Here is an 18407-nt window from a genome sequence, read left to right as displayed (position 1 = left end):
CGCCCAACCCGCCGCCGGAACCCGGCCGGAAGCGGGCCAGGCCCTCACGGCGCGAGCGGCTGCGGGCGATGGGACCCGAACTCCTCGGCTTCGCCGCCGCCGGTGCCTGCGCCTACGCGGCCGACCTCGGCCTCTTCATCTGGCTGCGCGGCCCCGTGGGCCTCGACCCGCTGACCGCCAAGGCCCTCTCCTTCGTCGCGGGCTGCTCCGTGGCGTACGCGGGCAACGCGCTCGGCACCTACCGGCGCAAGGCCGCCCGGGCGTCACGGCTGCGCCAGTACGTCGTCTTCTTCGCCGTCAACATCGCGGGCGCCCTCGTCCAACTGCTCTGCATCGCCGTGTCGCACTACGGCCTCGGCCTCACCTCGCAGCGCGCCGACACCGTCTCCGGGGCGGGGGTCGGCATGGTCCTCGCCACCGCCCTGCGATTCTGGGGTACACGCACCCTGGTCTTCCGGGTGCCCCATGAGACGTCGGGGACCCCGGGCGCGAAAGCAGGCAGGGAGGCGTCATGGACTGGCTGAAGAGACTGCCCGGCATCGGGCCGCTGGTGGAGAAGGGCATGCGCACGCACGCGTGGCACGCGTACGAACGGCTCGACGAGGTCCACTGGACACGCCTCGCCGCCGCGATGACCTTCATCAGCTTCCTGGCACTGTTCCCCCTGCTCACCGTCGCCGCGGCCGTCGCCGCGGCGACCCTCTCCACGAAGCAGCAGGACACCCTCAAGGACAAGCTCGCCGAGCAGGTGCCCGGCATCTCCGACCAACTGGACCTGGACGCCCTCGTCGCCAACGCGGGCACGGTCGGCCTCATCGCGGGCGCCCTGCTGCTCTTCACCGGCATCGGCTGGGTCGGCTCCATGCGGGAGTGCCTGCGCGCCGTCTGGGAGTGCGAGGACGACGACGAGAACCCCGTCCTGCGCAAGGCCAAGGACGCCGTGGTGCTCATCGGGCTCGGCGGCGCGGGCCTCGCCTCGTTCGCCGCGTCCGGCCTCGCCTCCGTCGCCGTCGGCTGGACGGCCCGCCTCATCGGCATCGACGAGACCGGCTGGGGAACCGTGCTGCTCCGGGCCATCGCGGTCGCGATCGCCGTCCTCGCTGACTTCCTGCTGCTGCTCTACGTCCTGACGCTGCTGCCCGGAGTACAGCCGCACCGCCGCGACCTCGTCACCGCCGCCCTGATCGGCGCCGTCGGCTTCGAACTGCTCAAGCTGCTCCTCGGCGGCTACATGAAGGGCGTCGCCTCGAAGAGCATGTACGGGGCCTTCGGAGTCCCCGTAGCGCTGCTCCTGTGGATCAGCTTCACGGCGAAGCTGCTGCTGTTCTGCGCCGCCTGGACGGCGACGCGCGCCGTCAGTCCTGCGGAGTCCGCCGGCCGGCCTGCCCCGGGAGCGGCATCCGGCGCCTGAGCACGAAGGCACCCGCACCGAGCACCAGGACCACGCCGCCCGTCACCGCGAGGGCGACACCCATGCCGCCGCCGCCCTTGTCCGAGGCGTGCGCCATGTTCGCCGCGGCGCCGCCGCTCTTGCCGCCGGGAGCGCCCTTGCCCGAACCGGTCGCCCCCTTCGGCGCGACGAGCTCACCCACGGGCTCGACCTTGTCCGCGGCCGCGAAGCCCCAGTCGAAGAGCCGCGCGGTCTCCGCGTAGAGCGCGTGCGGCTCTCCGGACGAGGGGTTCATGACGGTCACGAGGAGGACCTTGCCGTCGCGCTCGGCGACCCCGGTGAACGTGTTGCCCGCGTTCGTGGTGCTGCCGTTCTTGACCCCGGCGATGCCCTTGTAGGGGCTGACTCCGTCGGCCCCGGTGAGCAGCCGGTTGGTGTTCTGTATCCCGAAGGACCCGCGCTTGGTCTTGCCCTTGTCCTTGCCCTTGGTGACCTTCTTCGTCTCACCGGGGAACTGGGCGGTGGCCGTCGAGCAGTACTCGCGGAAGTCCTTCTTCTGGAGCCCCGACCGGGCGAACAGCGTCAGGTCGTACGCGGAGGAGACCTGCCCCTTCTCGTCGTAGCCGTCGGGCGAGACGACGTGTGTGTCGAGCGCCTGGAGCTCCTCGGCGTGCTCCTGCATGTCCTTGACGGTCTGCTTGACGCCGTCGTTCATCGCGGACAGGACGTGCACCGCGTCGTTGCCCGAGCGGAGGAAGACGCCGAGCCACAGGTCGTGGACGCTGTACGTCTCGTTCTCCTTGATGCCGACCAGGCTGCTGCCCGCGCCGATCCCGGCCAGGTCGGAGAGCGCGACCTTGTGCTTCTGGCTCTTGGGGAACTTCGGCAGGACCGTGTCCGCGAACAGCATCTTCAGGGTGCTCGCCGGAGGCAGCCGCCAGTGCGCGTTGTGCGCGGCGAGGACCTCGCCCGACTCCGCGTCCGACACCATCCAGGAGCGCCCGGAGAGGTCCTTGGGCAGCACGGGGGCGCCCGGCTTGAGCTGCACCTGGGTGCCTGGTCTGCCGAGCTTCGCACCGCCGACCGTCGACATGGAGGAGGGCGGCTTGGGCTGCCCGTTCTCGTCCGGCTTGTCGTCCGCGAAGGCGGGGGCCGTGGTCGACATGGTCAGCAACGTCGCGGAAGCGAGGAGCAAGGCGGCTTTTTTGGAGGCAGACACGGATGTGAACGTACAGGGCCCCGCTGTGGAGACCCGCGCCGAGGTGCTCCCCGTCATGACGTCCCCACCCCGGCGGTTGTTCGACAGGACGGATCGCGATACTGAGCGTATGAAGCTCAGCCGCCCTGTCTCATGGTTCCTGCTCGCCTTCGGGGTGTGGAGCTGGTTCATCTGGATCACTTTCGTCAAGAACCTGTGGAAGGACGGCAGCGGGCTCGCCTTCGACGACGCGGACAACCCGACCGGGTACTTCTGGGTGCACCTGACGCTTGCCGTTGTCTCCTTTGTCTTGGGGACGGTGGTAGGGACCATCGGGTTCCGTGGAGTCCGTGCTCTGCGGAGAACGTCATAGCCATGATCGTCGTCGCGGTCCTCGTGGGCCTTCTCGTCCTCGCCGCCTTCGCGGCCCTGCACTGGTACGCGTGGCGCCGCCTGGTGCGGGACACCACCGCGGGGCCGGGGCTCGCCCGCCGCTCCGGCACGGTGCTGTTCGTCGTCGCCCCGGTGGTGATGTTCGCCGCCCTCGTGGCCGAGCGGGCCGGAGCGCCCTTCCTGCTGCAACAGGTGCTGGCCTGGCCAGGCTTCATGTGGATGGCCCTCTCGCTCTACCTGCTGCTCGCGCTGCTCGTGGGCGAGTTGGTACGTCCGCTGCTGCGCCGCGGGCTGGAGCGGAGGGCTCACGGGGGCAGCGAGGCGCCCCCCGCGCAGGAGCCTGCCGCCGCACAGCAGCCCGCCGCCGCGCAGGAGCCCGTCGCCGCGGGGGCTGCTTCCGCTGCCCTGAAGCCGGCCTCCGGGGAGCGCGCTGCCGGGAAGCCCGCGCCGGAGGAACTCGTACCGGAGGAGCCCGTACGGGAGGAACCGGCGTCCGAGCGACCCGCATCCGAGCGGCCCGAATCCGAGCGACCCGCGTCCGAGCGGCCCGTGTCGTCCGCGCCCTCCCGCCGTCTCTTCGTCTCCCGGATCGTCGGGGGCGCCGCGGCGGCCGCCGCCGTGGGGACCGTCGGGTACGGGACGTACGGCGTGCTCAGCGGCCCCAAGGTCAAGCGGCTCACCGTCCCGCTGGCCAAACTGCCGCGCGCCGCGCACGGGTTCCGGATCGCCGTGGTCAGCGACATCCACCTGGGTCCGATCCTCGGCCGCGGCTTCACGCAGCGCGTGGTCGACACGATCAACGCCACGCAGCCCGATCTGATCGCCGTGGTCGGCGACCTGGTGGACGGCAGCGTCGAGAACCTCGGCCCGGCCGCGGCACCGCTCGCCGGGCTGCGGGCGCGCCACGGCGCGTACTTCGTCACCGGCAACCACGAGTACTTCTCCGGGGCCGACGAATGGGTCGACCACGTACGCGAACTCGGCCTGCGCCCGCTGCGCAACGCCCGTACCGAACTGCCCGGCTTCGACCTCGCGGGCGTCGACGACGTGGCCGGAGAGGACGAGGGCGCGGGCCCCGACTTCGCCGCGGCGCTCGGCGACCGGGACCGCGAGCGGGCCTCGGTGCTGCTGGCCCACCAGCCCATCGTGATCCACGACGCCGTCGAGCACGGCGTGGACCTCCAGCTCTCCGGCCACACCCACGGCGGCCAGCTCTGGCCGGGCAACCTCGTGGCCGACCTGGCGAACCCGACGCTCGCGGGCCTGGAGCGGTACGGCGACACACAGCTCTACGTGAGCCGCGGCGCGGGCGCGTGGGGCCCGCCGGTGCGGGTCGGGGCGCCCTCGGACATCACGGTCGTCGAACTGGCCTCGCGGCACGCCTGACGGGCCTCACGGCCCGGACCTCAGGGACCTCAGGAGGTGCGGGCCAGCTCGGGCCGTTTGAGGTAGTCCGTGAAGCCGATGACGTTGCCCCACGGGTCGGCGATCTCCACGGTCCATCCGGTGGACACGGAGAACGGTTCGGCGAGGAGCACGATGCCCGCGTCCGCGAGGGCCCGCCCCTTGGCGCGCGCGTCCGGGACCTCCAGCCAGAGCCGGGGCGAGGGCCACAGCGGCGTACGGGGGACGATCCCGTCCTCCAGGCGGAGCAGCACGCCCGGCGTCTCCTTGCCCACCTTCAGGATCGCGAGCCCGATGTCGTCGAGCCGGAAGGCGACGGGGAAGCCGGCCCGCTCGTAGAACCCGACGGCCTCACCGAGGTCGCCGACGGGGAACAGGACGTTGTCGAAGCCGAGCAGCGCGGTGGACGGCTCCGCGGACTGGTCAACGGACAGGCCGACGGACTGGTTGTCTGACATTCCGTCAGCGTAGGACGGCGGGCGCCGCGCGGACGCAGGCGCGCGAGAGCCGTGCCGCCGGGCGGCGCCATCTTCGGCCGTCCGGCGGCACGGGCGCCGTCCGCGGCACGGGCGCGCCGTCCGGCGCGGCCGTCACCGGTTGATGGACTGGATCTCCTGGACGCCGACGTCCTGGGCTCCCTCGAAGGTGCCGTTCGGCAGGTCGCCGCCCGCGTTGCCGGTGCCTTCCCAGGTGATCTCCCAGGTGATGGACGCCTTGAGCCGGTACGGTTCGCCGCCGGTGGCCCGCAGGTACGTGACGCCGCACGGCGGGTCCTCCTTCGAGGAGCCCTTCGTGTACGGGGTGCCGATGCTGCCGTCCTCGTTGACCACGCATTCGCCGTCGGCGGGAAACGTCTCGGCGTCCGCCGTGCCGGGGTCCAGGTGGAGGCTCACGGGTTTGGCGGTGGTCTCCGCGTACAGGTTCGTCCCGGGCAACTCGGCGCGGACCTTGACCGGCTCGAACTTGCCCTTGTCCAGCCAGATCCAGGTCGGCAGGTTCACGGTCGACTTGCCCTGGGGCTTCATCTCGACGTTGGTGTCGGGGACCTTGATCTGGTTGTACGCGTACGAGGCGAGGACTTCGGGTGTCGGGGCGTGAGCGATCTTCGGGACGGTACCGGCGTCCTGCCAGAAGAGGTTCTTCTCGCAGTCGTACGCCTCCGGGTCGTCCTCCATGTCCGGGTTGACGACCCCGCGCCAGAACTTCCCCTTCTTGCCCATGTTGAAGTTCTTGTAGCCCTCGGCGCCGTCGGACTGGGTCTTGCCCTTCTCGTAGTGGTCGACCATCAGCCGCTCTCCCCAGTACAGGGAGGGCGTGACCGGCACGAGGTTCTCGTTGGGAGTCTTCTTGAGCTGGTCCACGGCGGCCTTCACCTGCGCGGAGGTGGCCACGGGTTCGTACCAGCAGGCCGGAGGCTTCCAGTTGGGGTCCACCGGCACGACGGGCTTGGCGGCCGCGCCTCCCCGGCCCCCGCTGACCTGTGTGACCTCGATGCTGGTGGTTCCCGCACCGGCCATGAGCGTGTTGCCCCTGGCGCCACCGGACGGGCCGGACGGGCCGGACGGCGCCTGGTTGTCCTTGTCCCCGATGGCGTAGGCGGCCGTCGGGCACAACGTCGTGGCGAGGGCAGCGGCGATGAGGAAGGTGCTCGTCCTGGAGACGGCTCGCATCACTTGCAGCCTCCCGCCACCGTCTCGAGGGAGACGGTCTGCCACACGCCCTGCGACGATTTCGTGAGCCTGGCCCGGTACTGCAGGACAGATTCCGGGCTGTCGGGAGTCTCCGTGACCTTCTTCGTCTTGCGGTTCTTGGTGGCCGACTTGCGCTCGTCGACGCAGTAGAAAAGCACCCCTGCGCCGTTGTCGCTGACGTGAACCTTGGGGTTGTAGGCCCTGACCGAGCCGATCAGGCTGTCATCGGTCTCGACGAAGCTCTTGATCCACTTCCGGGCCGTGGTGAGGGACGCGCCGGAGTCGTAGAACGTCACGGCGTCCGACTGCGGGTTCGCCTCGGTGATCGCCGCGTACTTCGCCCGCAGCTCCTCGCGCCCGTCGTCCAGGATCTGCTGCAGCTTCGGATCACTGTTCGTCCAGCCGACGAAGTCGGCCTTGAACGTGGCCGGCAGTTTGATCTCCGGCCGGTCCGCGCCGCCCGGCTTCTTGCCGGGGGAAGGCGAGGCGGAGGCCTTGCCGGCCCCCTCGTCCGCCCCCTTGATCCCGTCGGAGGCGTCGTCGTCGCCGCCTCCCGAGCCGCACGCGGTCAACAGCAGGGCCGCGGACACGGTCAGCGCGGCCGTCATGAGGCGGAGAGGGTGCTTCACTCGGGACTCCAGAGAGGTAAGAACGTGGGGGGACGGGCCGTCCGCGGGAGGGACGCGAGCGGATCAAAGCTATAACCGCGGGCGTTGCGTACGCACATGGGCCCCGCTCCAAGAGGAGCGGGGCCCATGGGACGTACAGGAGGAAACAGGATCAGAAGCGGCGGGTGATCAGCGCGCGCTTCACTTCCTGGATCGCCTTCGTGACCTCGATGCCACGCGGGCACGCGTCCGTGCAGTTGAACGTCGTGCGGCAACGCCACACGCCGTCCTTGTCGTTCAGGATCTCCAGGCGCTGCTCGCCCGCCTCGTCACGGCTGTCGAAGATGAAGCGGTGCGCGTTCACGATCGCGGCCGGGCCGAAGTACTGGCCGTCGTTCCAGAACACCGGGCACGACGACGTGCACGCGGCGCACAGGATGCACTTCGTGGTGTCGTCGAAGCGCTCGCGGTCCTCGGCGGACTGAAGACGCTCGCGCGTCGGCTCGTTGCCCTTCGTCACCAGGAACGGCATGACGTCGCGGTAGGCCTGGAAGAACGGGTCCATGTCGACGACCAGGTCCTTCAGGACCGTGAGCCCCTTTATGGGCTCGACCGTGATCGGCTTGGACGGGTTGATGTCCTTGATCAGGGTCTTGCAGGCAAGACGGTTCTTGCCGTTGATCCGCATGGCGTCGGAACCGCAGATGCCGTGCGCGCAGGAACGGCGGAACGTGAGCGTGCCGTCCTGCTCCCACTTGATCTTGTGGAGGCCGTCGAGGACGCGCTCCTTGGGGTCGATCTCCATCTGGAAGTCTTCCCAGACCGCGTCCGCCGAGACCTCGGGGTTGAAGCGGCGGATGCGGAAGGTGACCGTGATGTACGGGGAGTCGGCGAAGCCCGCCTCGGGCTTGGCGTCTTCCTTCGTGAGGGTCGGGGTAGCCATCAGTACTTACGCTCCATCGGCTGGTAGCGGGTCTGGACGACCGGCTTGTAGTCGAGACGGATCGTCTCCGTGCCGTCGTCGCCGACCTCGCGGTACGCCATGGTGTGGCGCATGAAGTTGACGTCGTCGCGGGTGGGGAAGTCCTCGCGGTAGTGACCGCCGCGCGACTCCTTGCGGGCGAGCGCCGACTGCGCCATGACCTCGGCGAGGTCGAGCAGGTTGCCCAGCTCGACGGCCTCGAGGAGGTCGGTGTTGAAGCGCTTGCCCTTGTCCTGGATCGAGACGTTCTTGTAGCGGGCGCGGAGTTCGGCGATCTTCTCCACGGCCGTCTTGATCGTCTGCTCCGTGCGGAACACCATGACGTTGGCGTCCATGGTCTCCTGGAGCTCGGTGCGGAGCACGGAGACCCGCTCGTTGCCCTTGGCGTCGCGCAGCTGCTCGACGAGGGAGACGACGAGGCTCTCGGGGTTCTCCGGCAGCTCGACGAAGTCGTTCTTCGCGGAGTACTCGGCCGCGGCGATGCCCGCGCGCTTGCCGAAGACGTTGATGTCCAGGAGCGAGTTGGTGCCCAGGCGGTTGGCGCCGTGCACCGAGACGCAGGCCACCTCGCCCGCCGCGTACAGACCCGGGACGACGGTGGTGTTGTCCGCGAGGACCTCACCCTCGACGTTGGTCGGGATGCCGCCCATGGCGTAGTGCGCGGTCGGCTGGATCGGGATCGGGTCCGTGTAGGGCTCGATGCCGAGGTAGGTGCGCGCGAACTCCGTGATGTCCGGGAGCTTGGCGTCGAGCTGCTCCGGCGGGAGGTGCGTGAGGTCGAGGTAGACGTGGTCGCCCGCGGGACCGCAGCCGCGGCCCTCACGGATCTCCGTGTAGATGGAGCGCGAGACGACGTCACGGGACGCGAGGTCCTTCATGACCGGCGCGTACTTCTCCATGAAGCGCTCGCCGTCCTTGTTGCGGAGGATGCCGCCCTCACCGCGGGCGCCCTCCGTGAGGAGGATACCCATGCGCCAGATGCCGGTCGGGTGGAACTGGAAGAACTCCATGTCCTCCAGCGGCAGCCCGCGCCGGTAGCAGGCCGCCTGGCCGTCACCGGTGAGCGTGTGCGCGTTGGACGTCACCTTGAAGAACTTGCCGGTGCCGCCGGACGCGTAGATCACGGCCTTGGCCTGGAAGATGTGGATCTCGCCGGTCGCCAGCTCGTACGCGACGACGCCCGCGCTCTTCTTGACCCCGTCGACCTCGACGATGAGCTGGTCGAGGACGTAGAACTCGTTGAAGAACTCCACACCCTCCTTGACGCAGTTCTGGTAGAGCGTCTGGAGGATCATGTGGCCGGTGCGGTCGGCCGCGTAGCAGGACCGGCGCACGGCGGCCTCGCCGTGGTTACGGGTGTGACCGCCGAAGCGGCGCTGGTCGATCGTCCCGTCCGGCGTGCGGTTGAACGGGAGGCCCATCTTCTCCAGGTCGAGGACCGCGTCGATGGCCTCCTTCGCCAGGATCTCGGCGGCGTCCTGGTCGACCAGGTAGTCGCCGCCCTTGACCGTGTCGAAGGTGTGCCACTCCCAGTTGTCCTCCTCCACGTTGGCGAGCGCGGCGGCCATGCCGCCCTGCGCGGCGCCCGTGTGGGAGCGGGTGGGGTACAGCTTGGTGAGCACGGCGGTGCGGCTGCGCTTCGTCGCCTCGATGGCGGCGCGCATGCCGGCACCGCCCGCGCCGACGATGACTGTGTCGTACTTGTGAATCTTCACTGGGGTCGCCTCGGCTTTAGCGGATGTTCGGGTCGAAGGTGAAGATCACCAGCGTGCCCAGAAGGATGGTGAACACCGTGGCGGTGTACAGCAGGCCCTTGAGCCACAGACGCGTGTTCGGCCGCTCGGCGTAGTCGTTGATGACCGTGCGCAGGCCGTTCGCGCCGTGCAGCATCGCGAGCCACAGCATCAGCAGATCCCAGACCTGCCAGAACGGGGACGCCCAGCGGCCCGCGACGAACGCGAAGCCGATCTTGGAGACGCCGCCGTCGAGCACGAGCTGGATCAGCAGGTGGCCGAGGACGAGGACGACCAGGACGACACCGGAGAGGCGCATGAAGAGCCATGCGGCCATCTCGAAGTTGCCGCGGGTCGAGCGCGGGGTCTTGGTCGTGCGCTTGCGGGGCGGCTCGATGACCGGGGCCGGGTTGTCGGCGTCGTAGAGCGAGGCTCCTTCGACGGGACCGACTCCGGACGTACCGGACGAGCCGGACTTCTCAAGCGTGGTGTCAGAAGACATGTCTGGCCTCAGCTCCCGAAGACTTCGCGGACGGCGTGGCCCAGGACGGGGTAGAGCGCCCCGACCATCAGGACGACCCAGATGCCGACAACGGTCCAGAGCATCTGCTTCTGGTAGCGGGGACCCTTCGACCAGAAGTCGACGGCGATGACGCGCAGGCCGTTGAGGGCGTGGAAGAGGATGGCGGCGACCAGGCCGTACTCGAGGAGTGCGACGAGGGGCGTCTTGTAGGTGCTGACGACATCGTCGTACGCCTCCGGGGAGACGCGGACGAGAGCGGTGTCGAGCACATGCACGAACAGGAAGAAGAAGATGAGGACGCCGGTGACTCGATGAGCCACCCAGGACCACATTCCTTCCCTGCCGCGATACAGCGTTCCAGCCGGCACGGCAGAACCCTCCGGGAGCGGGGATTGGGGCCGGCCGCCAACTTTTTGCCGATTAGACACACAGTTTGTCGGTCGAGCCCGGCCGGGTACGGTCCACCGGCCGCTCGTCATCGTATCGACGAGTTGTCGGTGACCTTGCCCCGGGTCGGCAGGTGTGATCAAACAGGCAATCAAACAGGCACGTACGGGCTATCAGGACGCGATTGCGGGCGAGTGGGGCGTTGGGCGTGTCCTGGGGCCCCGGCGCCCGTGTTTCCGGCGTCGTCGCAGGTCGTGGTGGCCGTGGAGCGCACGAGGCGGGTGAGCCGGCCCCGGATGAGGCGGCGCAGCTCGTCCGCGGCCACGACGCGCTCCTCGTCCGGATCGTTGCCGAGGCGTGACCGGATGCCGGAGAGCAGGTGGTCGAGGGCCTCACCGGGGTCGACGTCGTCGAGACAGATCACGAACGTATGTCCGAACCGGCTCTCGTACGCGGCGTGGGCGGCGCGCAGAGCGGTGTCCGCGGCGCCGTACGTGCCCTGCGGCGCGCTGTGACCCGGAACGCCCGGAACGCCTGGAACGCCTGGATCGAGAGGCTCGCAGGTCAGCGCCTCGACGAGATGGGAGGGCGGCAGGTCGTACGACGCTTCGTCGGAGGCGGCGAGCAGCGCGTCGAGGTCGGGGTAGGGCCGGTGGGCAGCGATACGACGCGCCCAGCGGCGGCTGCCGCAGCAGGTCAGGAGGGCGGCTTCCGCGGCGTCCGGGTCGGCGGAGTTGAGCTGATCCGGCGTGACGACAGGGGCGGCGTGGGATACGTCACCGGGGAGTCGAGGAGGACGGTACGGAGACAGCGGGCGCTCCTGGGCAGGGGGCGGTCGGGGACGGGGTGCGGGGGGAGGGGGGCGCGCGGTGGTACCGGTGGTGGGGGTAGTGCGCGGGGTGGTGCGGGGTGGCGCGTATGTGGGAGTCGGTAGTCACGCTAGCGAGCGTGGGCTGAAGGCGTCGGACCGCCGAGTGAATTTCACCTGAATGGGCGAGTTTCGTCTCGTGGTTTGGACGTTGGGTGGTCGGGGCGGCGTGGGGAGGGGGCCGGAACTCTCGGGGTCTCGGGGCGTCGGGGCCTCGGGGTCCTCGGGGTGGCCTCCCGGTGGACGGGTGAGCCGCGCGGACGCGCCGTAGCGTGGTGGGCATGGCTGTGACTTCTGGTGCGATGGCTGTGACTGCTGGTGCCTGCGATGCCGCTCGGCGGCGAGGCGGTACGCGAAGGGTCTGTACGCGACGGGTCGGCGTACGGCGGGCCTGTGTCCGGCAGGTCTGTCTCCGGCAGGTCTGTCTCCGGCAGGTCTACGTACGGCGGGCCTGCGCCTGCGCCTGCGTCCGGCAGGACGAGGACGAGCACATATCCCCGCCCCCGCGGGAACGGCCCGCCGCCCCCGGGAGCGAGCGGTGAGCCCCGGACCGCGGCGCGGCCCCCTCGTGGCCGGGGGCGTCACGGCCGCCGCAGTCGCCGCCGCGCTGACCGTGGCCCTGTGGCCCGGCGGTGCCTCCACCCCGCAGAACCGGCCATCGGCGGGGAAGTCCGCGGCGGCCCCGAGCCCGAAGGAGACCCCGACGCCCGGCAAGAGCTACGCGCTCTCGAAGGCCCCGGCCACCATCCCCGCCGTACGGGAGCACACTCCGGCCCGCGGCCCCGGCTGGCGCCCCGACGGCAAGGGCCGCGTGGTCACGGGCGACGACGGCCTTGCGGACGAGGGCCGCCTGCTCGCCGGCGAGCTGAAGCTCCGGTACGCGGGGGACGAGAAGCCCCGCGAGGGCGACGTGGAACTACGGCTCAACAAGGACGCGAAGGATTCGCGGGGCGGCGGCCCCGAGTCGTACACCCTGTCCGTCGAGGGACGGACGGTACGGATCACCGCCCCGGACCAGGCAGGCGTGTTCTACGGCACCCGCACCCTCAAGCAAGCGGTGAAGGGCGGAGGGACGGCCCCCGAGGGTGTCGTGCGCGACCGGCCCGCCAAGCCGCAGCGGGGCTTCATGATCGACATCGCCCGCAAGCACTTCGACGCCTCGTGGATCGAGGACCGGATCCGCGAGCTCGGCGACCTCAAGTACAACCAGCTCGGTCTGCACTTCTCCGACGACCAGGCCTTCCGCATCGAGTCGGACTCGCACCCCGAGATCGTGTCGTCCGACCACCTCACCAAGGACCAGGTCCGCCGCATCCTGAAGCTGGCCGAGAGCCGGCACATCACCGTCGTGCCGGAGATCGACTCGCCGGGCCACCTCGGCGCCGTCATCCGCGCCCACCCCTCCCTCCAGCTCAAGAACGTCCAGGGCGCCGCCACCAAGGGAGCCGTCGACATATCGAAGCCGGAGGCCGGGCGGATAGTGGACGATCTGCTCAAGGAGTACGGCAAGCTCTTCCCCGGCGCCTACTGGCATCTCGGCGCCGACGAATACCTCGCCCTGACGGTCCGGGACCCCGAGGCCTCGTTCCCGCAGCTCGCCGCCGCCGCCCGCGAGCGGTACGGGCCGAACGCCCGCGTGCAGGACCTCACGACGGGCTGGCTCAACGACCGCGCGGACGCTGTGCGCCCGCTCGACAAGAAGCTCAAGGCCTGGAACGACGGCTTCTTCCGGGGCGGCGAGACCCAGGCGGCCGACGACCTGGAGGTCGCGTACTGGACCGGCAAGGAGATCGGCGCGCGCGAGCCCGACGAATACCTGCGGGCCGGCCGCAAGCTCACCAACTACAACGACGAGTACCTCTACTACGTGCTCGGCCAGCCCAACGACTTCCGCTATCCGACCGGGCAGCGGATATACGAGAGCTGGACCCCGCGGGTGATCCGCGGCACGAGCCCGGTGAGCGAGAAGTACGACGACCAGATCCTCGGCGGCTCGTTCGCGGTCTGGTGCGACCTGGCCGGGTCGCAGACGCAGGAGCAGGTCGCACAGGGCATCCGCATGCCGCTCGCGGCGACCGTCCAGAAGCTGTGGGACCCCAGAAAGCCCGCGCTGTCCTGGAACGATTTCGCGAAACTCGCCGATACGGTCCGGTAACCGCCGGTCCCCCGGCCCGTAGTTTCCCGCTACCGGTAGCGAGATCGCGTACGTCTGTGGTGTATTCGGCCGAGAACGGCACGGAGCACTGCGGGGGGACGCGACATGGGTTACTGGGGTTACTACGTCGTGGGCAAGAGCGAGCGGCCGCTCGTGGAGTTCGCGGCGGTGGAGGGCGTACGGGACGAACTGGCCCTCCTGGTACAGCGGCCCGACGGCTGGCAGGTCTGGGAGGTGCCGGGCGGCGACGACGGACGCGACGTGGGCAACATGAACGCCCTCGCCCTGGAGACCGGCGCGCCCGCCCTTTTCGGCTACGTGATGGACAGCGACTGCGTGGTCATCGAGGCCGCGGCGCCGGAGAGCGGGGCATGGACCACGTGCCTGGCCCGCGACGCCATGGCGGGCTACCTCGGCGACAGCGGCCTGACCGTGGAGGACTACTTCCTCGAACCGCGCGACGCCGCCCAGCGCGCGGTCGCCTGGGCCGCCGAGTCGGGCAGGACGGTACGGGCGACCCCGCTCCTCGACGTACTGAACGCCGACGCCGAGCCATCGGCGGAGGAACTCTTCTTCCGCTTCCTCGACCGGCTCGGCGTCGTGCCGCAGTAACGCCCGCCGCCGGCTGAGCGGGCGCTCCGCCGCGGCGGCCGGGGCGGCCGGGCGGCGCAGGTGGCACGCCCGTAGGAGCCGAACGCGGTGGCACGCCCCCGGTGTTCACCCCGGACGGAAAGCGCACACCTGGCCTCGCCGCCACGCTTCCCGAGCCGAATGCTGACGGCCGCCCCCGCGCCGAGCGGTACACGCACCGTCTTGTGCCACGGCAGTGCGACGGCCGTCTCGACGGCGGCGCCGCCCTCCGCGTTCTGTGGGATCAATGGGGAGCCATCATCAAATCCCCGATCACCCGGCAGCCGACACGAGCGGCCAGCCATGGAGCCCGTTCCGCCTCGATCTGCTTCACATGTACGAACACCGTGTGATCGGCCGCGGGTTCCAGCAGGTCCAAGTCGCGGACATTCATGCACAGCGTCACGAATGCGCCTCTGATGCCACCCACCCCCAGCCCGGCCTCGGGAGCCGCCGGCCAGCCGTCGAAGTCCCACCGCAGCGCCGCGGGGGTGTCGCCCACCACCGGCAGGAGGGACGGGACGGTGTCCGGCGACATGCCCCAGCTCTGCATCCAAGCGGCCTCCTCGGTCCAGCGATCCGCTTCAGGGAGGACGGCCATCAGCGGCTTCAGAGCCTGCTCCGAGCCGGCTCGGGCCTCGAAGTCGACTTCGAGGCGACTGGTGTCGGCAAGGGCGAGCAACTGTTCAACGACGCGTAGGCCATCCGCGAGTTCGGTCGTTCTGTGGATGGGTTGCGCGTATGAGTTGGACACGGCGATCAGTCTCCCAGAGGTGAATTGCAGGAGGGGGCGCTTCAGGCGGGCCAACGGTTGTATGAAACGCAGGCCTTGTTCGTTTGAAAAGAGGCACCGCCCGGAGCCGTCATGGCAGAGAGGCGCCTTCCGCTTGATAATTTGTCGCTCATGTGACCGCGCGGAACCGGTTACCGCTCGACTTCTCCGTCGCAAGCCTCCGCGTCGTCGACTTCCAATTGCCTTGAGCGGGGCGGAACGGACGGCTCCGAAGTGTCGCTCCAAACCTTTTACATCACCTTGCCGGGCCGTGTGCGCCACGCGGCGTGATATCGACGCCGGTGAATTCTTGAGACTTCTAGTGAGCCGTGTAGCGTGAAGCATGGGCGCAGGCAGGGCACGGGCACGGTGGGCAGTGCCGACGGCGTTAAGAGGAGAGCGTGGCGCCGGGTGGGGTACATCGCCGTTCGACGGATCGCGATCAAGGGCTGACGCGGGCCCTGCTGACGCGCGGGAAGGGGACGAGGACGCTTTCGCTTTCGTCTATCGGTGCGTTCACCCGGGAATTCTCGGATACCTGCGCGGACTCGTCCGCACCTCACGCTGATCGAGCAGGACGTCCTCGACTTCCCGGCCGTGGACGACACGGCGGGCCGGGCCCTGGAGACGCTCTCGACGGAGCACGTCCTCGCCCTGGACGCCGCCCTGCCGCCCACCGCGGAATCCGGCGTCTGTCACGGCAGTTGGCGCGCGCCCCGGACACTCCGGGGCCGGCCGGCCGGTGGCGGGCGGCCGATCGGGCCGAGTGCGGGCGGGCGGCGCCGGGGCGCGTCGTCGTACCCACGTGATTGAGTGGGGAACCGGCCTCACGGAGAGGCGGAGCGGCCCGCCCTCCAATACGGTGAGGGGAGCGCCTGCGACGAGCCGGTTGCCGTGGTGGAGCTGAACAGCCAAACGTGAGGCGCCGCTCCCCGGTTCGGCCGGGGAGCGGCGCGACATGTCGTGTACCGGACCGCTACGGCGTAAGTGCCTGGCCCAGCTTCGCCCCTGCCGGGGTCCCCAGCAACGTACGCCCGTAGTAGACGCCGCTCGAACCCGGGACGCCCGAGCTGGTGCTGTCCAACTGGAGGATCGTGCCGTCGGCCGAGTCCTCGCCCTCGACGCCGATCGCGAGGTCCGCGCGGCCGTTGCCCGTGAGGTCCGCCAGGGTGACCGAGGTGCCGAGCCGGTCGCCCGACTCCGTGGAGCCGGGGACGCCGGGCTCGTCCTGCGAGAAGGCCTTCGCGCCGGTACCTGTGAGGCCGGACGAGGTGCCCTTCAGGAGGAGGGAAGTGCCCGCGTCCTTGCGGTTCTTGTCGGAGCGGGTGATGTCCTCGTTCGGGGCGCCCGCCAGGACGTCCGCGTAACCGTCGTCGTTGTAGTCGCCCGCCGCGACCGACCAGCCCATCGCGTCGCCCGCCTCCGCGGCGCCCGGCACGCCGGACGTCGCCTGGTGGACCGTCCTCATGCCCGTCGTGGTGAAGCCCGTCGACGTGCCGGGGACCACCGTCACCTGCCCGCCCGCGTGCGCGCCGGACTCGGCGGTGTACGGCTGGCCGATGACCAGGTCGTCGTAGCCGTTGCCGTTGACGTCGCCCACGGCGACCGAGCGGCCGCCCGGCACGGAAAGCACGCCGGCCCGGCTCAGCCCGGAGCGGCCGCCCCGGAACCAGGCGACCTTCCCCTTGCCTGCCTGGTCGCGGTAGGTCAGCGCCACGTCCGCGTAGCCGTCGCGGTTGAAGTCGCCGGACGCGGCGTCGGGATACGCGATCGCCGTGTCGCCCGGGGTGAGGCTGCCGCCCGACTCGTGTTCGGCGTCGAGCCGCGCGGCCCACGAGCCGCCCGTGCCGGTCGCCACCGAGAAGACGTCGTCCTTGCCGTCGGCGTTGAAGTCGCCGGACGCGACCGCCGAGCCGAACCTGGCGCCGGGGTAGTGGAAGTCGGCCGAGAGCTGCATGTCCGTGCCGGACCTGAACTTCGGGCCGTACAGCATGGTGACCGCGCCGCGGTCCTTGTGCGAGGAGTCGTCCTCACCGGGGGCGCCGATGACGAGGTCCGCGTGGCCGTCGCCGTTCAGGTCGCCCCAGGCGGTCGCGGCGCCCCACTCGTCGCCGGCCTCGGATACGCCGGGGACGCCGGTGCTGGTCTGCGTCAGGGAGATCTTCGAACCGCCCACCGGGCCGTCGAGGCCGCCGGGGACGACCGTGACGCGGCCGCGGCTGCTCGAAGCCTTCGGGGTGGCGGCTATCAGGTCGGTGATGCCGTCGCCGTTGTAGTCACCGTCGCCGGTCTCGGGGGCCTCGGGGGCCTCCTCCTCGGCCGCGAAGGCGACGGGAGCCATGGCCGTTGCGCACGGCACCGCGCCCGCGCCCCCGAGCACGACGGCACCGATCGTCAGCCACGCCCTGCGCCGCAGACCCAACGGTCCGTACGCATGCGTGCTACGCGCCTTTTCACGCGGTTTGCGCGGGCTCAAGTACCCCACCCCTTAGTGAATGACAGGTAAAAACCAAGCGAGTTCGTACGACTGACCGAGGGGTCAAAGGGTTGTACTCGCGGCGGACTTTTGTCGAGTGACGTATCCCGCACGCCGCAGGTGTGACGACCCGTCCGACCGCCGCGCTGAGACATGTGACAGTTGTGCTGCGGCACGACGGGTGGAATCCGGGATTCGGGCGGGGGATCAGGTGGCACAGCGTGTGAACGGCCGGTCGGCTGCGATACGTGGGCGGTGGCCGCGACGCGCGGTCGCGCTCACCCTCGCCCTGGGCGCGGCGGCGACCACGCTCACGGCGTGCGGCGCGGACGGCGAGGTGACGTACTCCGGCGGCACGCTGGACGAAGCCACGCCCGCCACCACGGCGGAGGCCACGTCCGCCGACGAGGTGCGCGGCAAGGAACTCGCCGTGGAGGGCATGGAGTTGCTCCGCACGGCGGACACCGTGCGCATCGGCGTCGACATGGTCACCCCGAAGGGCCACCAGAAGGTCACGCTGCACATGGACCGCGACAGCAACTGCACGGGCACCTTCGACGCGGGCCCCACGCAGCGCGGCGAGCTCATCATGGTCGCCGGGGAGGCCACGTACGTACGGTTCTCCGACGCATCGCTCGACGCCATCCGGGAGATGGGTGAGCGGCGGGGGCCCGACGGGGCGGCCACCATCAGGGAGCGGACCAACCTCGCGCGCGGCAAGTACCTGAAGATCCCCGCGGGAGCGAGTGGGGGAGCGGGTGGAGGAGCGGGTGGGGGAGCGGCCGTACCGGGGATGAAGTGCGACCTCGACGAGCTGACCGACAAGATCGTCGGCGGCCCCTCCGCGGACGACGTCATCCGGGCCATGCCCGAGACCCGGCGCTACGGCCGCGATGTCACGCCACTCGTGGAGACCGAGGACGACGGGGACGGCGCGAACGGTGCGAACGGCGGGGACGGTGAGGAGACGACGGTCTACGTGGCCTCGTCCGGCAAGCCGTACATCCTCGGCGTCGAGGGGATGAAGGACGGCGGCCAGAGCATGAAGCTGCGGATGTCCGCGTACGACGAGCCGGTCGCCGCACGGGCCCCGGCGGCGGCGCTGACCATCGACATCTCCCGCATCCGCGGCGACGGCGCACTCTTCGAGGTCTGATGCTTTTGGCGCTCCCGGCGTGCGCCCCCCTGTGACATTTC

19 protein-coding genes are annotated in these 18407 nt (G+C 70.2%); 8 read left to right on the top strand and 11 right to left on the bottom strand.

Features of this window, described 5'->3' with window-relative positions:
• The first annotated feature begins 68 nt into the window (after positions 1 to 68).
• Complete coding sequence (locus ACZ6JY_RS28355) at positions 69 to 524, top strand: GtrA family protein (protein WP_469200800.1); 456 nt, start codon at positions 69 to 71, stop codon at positions 522 to 524.
• Positions 512 to 1411, top strand: coding sequence for a YihY/virulence factor BrkB family protein (locus tag ACZ6JY_RS28350; protein WP_469200235.1), 900 nt, complete (start codon positions 512 to 514; stop codon positions 1409 to 1411). Before ACZ6JY_RS28355 ends, ACZ6JY_RS28350 begins: the two co-directional genes overlap by 13 nt.
• Here the strand turns inward: ACZ6JY_RS28350 and ACZ6JY_RS28345 are convergent.
• Complete coding sequence (locus tag ACZ6JY_RS28345; protein WP_469200233.1) at positions 1356 to 2555, bottom strand: D-alanyl-D-alanine carboxypeptidase family protein; 1200 nt, start codon at positions 2553 to 2555, stop codon at positions 1356 to 1358. The genes ACZ6JY_RS28350 and ACZ6JY_RS28345 overlap by 56 nt on opposite strands.
• A gap of 163 nt (positions 2556 to 2718) precedes the next feature.
• On the opposite strand from ACZ6JY_RS28345, the gene ACZ6JY_RS28340 reads away from it, so the two are divergent.
• Positions 2719 to 2961 carry an SCO4848 family membrane protein gene (locus ACZ6JY_RS28340; RefSeq protein WP_055566125.1) on the top strand — a complete coding sequence of 81 codons (243 nt, stop codon included), beginning with the start codon at positions 2719 to 2721 and terminating at the stop codon, positions 2959 to 2961.
• A gap of 2 nt (positions 2962 to 2963) precedes the next feature.
• On the top strand, positions 2964 to 4367 hold the full coding sequence (locus ACZ6JY_RS28335; protein ID WP_469200232.1) for a metallophosphoesterase: 1404 nt from the start codon (positions 2964 to 2966) through the stop codon (positions 4365 to 4367).
• A 29-nt stretch (positions 4368 to 4396) separates the two neighbouring features.
• On the opposite strand, the gene ACZ6JY_RS28330 is transcribed toward ACZ6JY_RS28335, so the two are convergent.
• The 8 genes from ACZ6JY_RS28330 to ACZ6JY_RS28295 all read right to left on the bottom strand — a co-directional run bounded on the left by ACZ6JY_RS28330 (position 4397) and on the right by ACZ6JY_RS28295 (position 11120).
• Positions 4397 to 4843, bottom strand: coding sequence for a VOC family protein (locus ACZ6JY_RS28330; RefSeq protein ID WP_469200230.1), 447 nt, complete (start codon positions 4841 to 4843; stop codon positions 4397 to 4399).
• A 132-nt stretch (positions 4844 to 4975) separates the two neighbouring features.
• Complete coding sequence (locus tag ACZ6JY_RS28325) at positions 4976 to 6055, bottom strand: hypothetical protein (RefSeq protein WP_469200228.1); 1080 nt, start codon at positions 6053 to 6055, stop codon at positions 4976 to 4978.
• Positions 6055 to 6705, bottom strand: a complete 651-nt coding sequence (locus ACZ6JY_RS28320; protein ID WP_469200226.1) for a hypothetical protein — start codon at positions 6703 to 6705, stop codon at positions 6055 to 6057. Before ACZ6JY_RS28320 ends, ACZ6JY_RS28325 begins: the two co-directional genes overlap by 1 nt.
• A 151-nt stretch (positions 6706 to 6856) precedes the next feature.
• The gene (locus tag ACZ6JY_RS28315) at positions 6857 to 7627 is read right to left on the bottom strand and encodes a succinate dehydrogenase iron-sulfur subunit (protein ID WP_469200224.1); all 771 of its coding nucleotides are present in this window, start codon (positions 7625 to 7627) and stop codon (positions 6857 to 6859) included.
• On the bottom strand, positions 7627 to 9381 hold the full coding sequence (gene sdhA, locus ACZ6JY_RS28310; RefSeq protein ID WP_469200222.1) for a succinate dehydrogenase flavoprotein subunit: 1755 nt from the start codon (positions 9379 to 9381) through the stop codon (positions 7627 to 7629). The genes ACZ6JY_RS28315 and sdhA overlap by 1 nt, the downstream gene beginning before the upstream one ends.
• Positions 9382 to 9397: 16 nt before the next feature.
• On the bottom strand, positions 9398 to 9901 hold the full coding sequence (locus ACZ6JY_RS28305; protein ID WP_469200220.1) for a succinate dehydrogenase hydrophobic membrane anchor subunit: 504 nt from the start codon (positions 9899 to 9901) through the stop codon (positions 9398 to 9400).
• Between the two features lie 8 nt (positions 9902 to 9909).
• Positions 9910 to 10290, bottom strand: a complete 381-nt coding sequence (gene sdhC, locus ACZ6JY_RS28300; RefSeq protein ID WP_076684883.1) for a succinate dehydrogenase, cytochrome b556 subunit — start codon at positions 10288 to 10290, stop codon at positions 9910 to 9912.
• 170 nt (positions 10291 to 10460) lie between these two features.
• Complete coding sequence (locus tag ACZ6JY_RS28295; RefSeq protein WP_469200798.1) at positions 10461 to 11120, bottom strand: 2-oxo-4-hydroxy-4-carboxy-5-ureidoimidazoline decarboxylase; 660 nt, start codon at positions 11118 to 11120, stop codon at positions 10461 to 10463.
• A gap of 595 nt (positions 11121 to 11715) precedes the next feature.
• Between ACZ6JY_RS28295 and ACZ6JY_RS28290 the strand changes: the two genes are divergently transcribed.
• A complete protein-coding gene (locus tag ACZ6JY_RS28290; RefSeq protein ID WP_469200218.1) occupies positions 11716 to 13332 on the top strand; it encodes a family 20 glycosylhydrolase in 1617 nt (538 codons plus the stop codon).
• Between the two features lie 105 nt (positions 13333 to 13437).
• Positions 13438 to 13944, top strand: coding sequence for a hypothetical protein (locus ACZ6JY_RS28285; RefSeq protein WP_469200216.1), 507 nt, complete (start codon positions 13438 to 13440; stop codon positions 13942 to 13944).
• A 262-nt stretch (positions 13945 to 14206) separates the two neighbouring features.
• On the opposite strand, the gene ACZ6JY_RS28280 is transcribed toward ACZ6JY_RS28285, so the two are convergent.
• A complete protein-coding gene (locus ACZ6JY_RS28280; protein WP_469200215.1) occupies positions 14207 to 14716 on the bottom strand; it encodes a hypothetical protein in 510 nt (169 codons plus the stop codon).
• A 528-nt stretch (positions 14717 to 15244) separates the two neighbouring features.
• Between ACZ6JY_RS28280 and ACZ6JY_RS28275 the strand changes: the two genes are divergently transcribed.
• Positions 15245 to 15547 (top strand): hypothetical protein, encoded by a 303-nt coding sequence (locus ACZ6JY_RS28275; RefSeq protein WP_469200213.1) that lies wholly within the window; start codon positions 15245 to 15247, stop codon positions 15545 to 15547.
• Between the two features lie 163 nt (positions 15548 to 15710).
• Here ACZ6JY_RS28275 and ACZ6JY_RS28270 read toward each other — a convergent pair whose 3' ends face one another.
• Entirely contained in the window at positions 15711 to 17075 is a 1365-nt protein-coding gene (locus tag ACZ6JY_RS28270; RefSeq protein ID WP_469200211.1) for an FG-GAP-like repeat-containing protein, read from the bottom strand.
• A gap of 346 nt (positions 17076 to 17421) precedes the next feature.
• On the opposite strand from ACZ6JY_RS28270, the gene ACZ6JY_RS28265 reads away from it, so the two are divergent.
• On the top strand, positions 17422 to 18366 hold the full coding sequence (locus tag ACZ6JY_RS28265) for a hypothetical protein (protein ID WP_469200209.1): 945 nt from the start codon (positions 17422 to 17424) through the stop codon (positions 18364 to 18366).
• The last annotated feature ends 41 nt before the right edge of the window (positions 18367 to 18407 follow it).

This window comes from Streptomyces sp. NPDC046335, from assembly GCF_055587985.1.
Note: the sequence above shows the minus strand (reverse complement) of the source record. Positions and strands in the feature narration are given on the sequence as shown.

What these genes read in the sequence shown, in the direction of transcription:
- ACZ6JY_RS28340 (WP_055566125.1), top strand. Translation starts at nt 2,719, where the DNA reads ATGAAGCTCAGCCGCCCTGTCTCATGGTTCCTGCTCGCCTTCGGGGTG.
- ACZ6JY_RS28345 (WP_469200233.1), bottom strand. Translation starts at nt 2,555, where the DNA reads ATGTCGACCACGGCCCCCGCCTTCGCGGACGACAAGCCGGACGAGAAC.
- ACZ6JY_RS28335 (WP_469200232.1), top strand. Translation starts at nt 2,964, where the DNA reads ATGATCGTCGTCGCGGTCCTCGTGGGCCTTCTCGTCCTCGCCGCCTTC.
- ACZ6JY_RS28285 (WP_469200216.1), top strand. Translation starts at nt 13,438, where the DNA reads ATGGGTTACTGGGGTTACTACGTCGTGGGCAAGAGCGAGCGGCCGCTC.
- ACZ6JY_RS28305 (WP_469200220.1), bottom strand. Translation starts at nt 9,901, where the DNA reads ATGTCTTCTGACACCACGCTTGAGAAGTCCGGCTCGTCCGGTACGTCC.
- ACZ6JY_RS28330 (WP_469200230.1), bottom strand. Translation starts at nt 4,843, where the DNA reads ATGTCAGACAACCAGTCCGTCGGCCTGTCCGTTGACCAGTCCGCGGAG.
- ACZ6JY_RS28270 (WP_469200211.1), bottom strand. Translation starts at nt 17,075, where the DNA reads ATGGCTCCCGTCGCCTTCGCGGCCGAGGAGGAGGCCCCCGAGGCCCCC.
- ACZ6JY_RS28325 (WP_469200228.1), bottom strand. Translation starts at nt 6,055, where the DNA reads ATGCGAGCCGTCTCCAGGACGAGCACCTTCCTCATCGCCGCTGCCCTC.
- ACZ6JY_RS28350 (WP_469200235.1), top strand. Translation starts at nt 512, where the DNA reads ATGGACTGGCTGAAGAGACTGCCCGGCATCGGGCCGCTGGTGGAGAAG.
- ACZ6JY_RS28355 (WP_469200800.1), top strand. Translation starts at nt 69, where the DNA reads ATGGGACCCGAACTCCTCGGCTTCGCCGCCGCCGGTGCCTGCGCCTAC.
- ACZ6JY_RS28315 (WP_469200224.1), bottom strand. Translation starts at nt 7,627, where the DNA reads ATGGCTACCCCGACCCTCACGAAGGAAGACGCCAAGCCCGAGGCGGGC.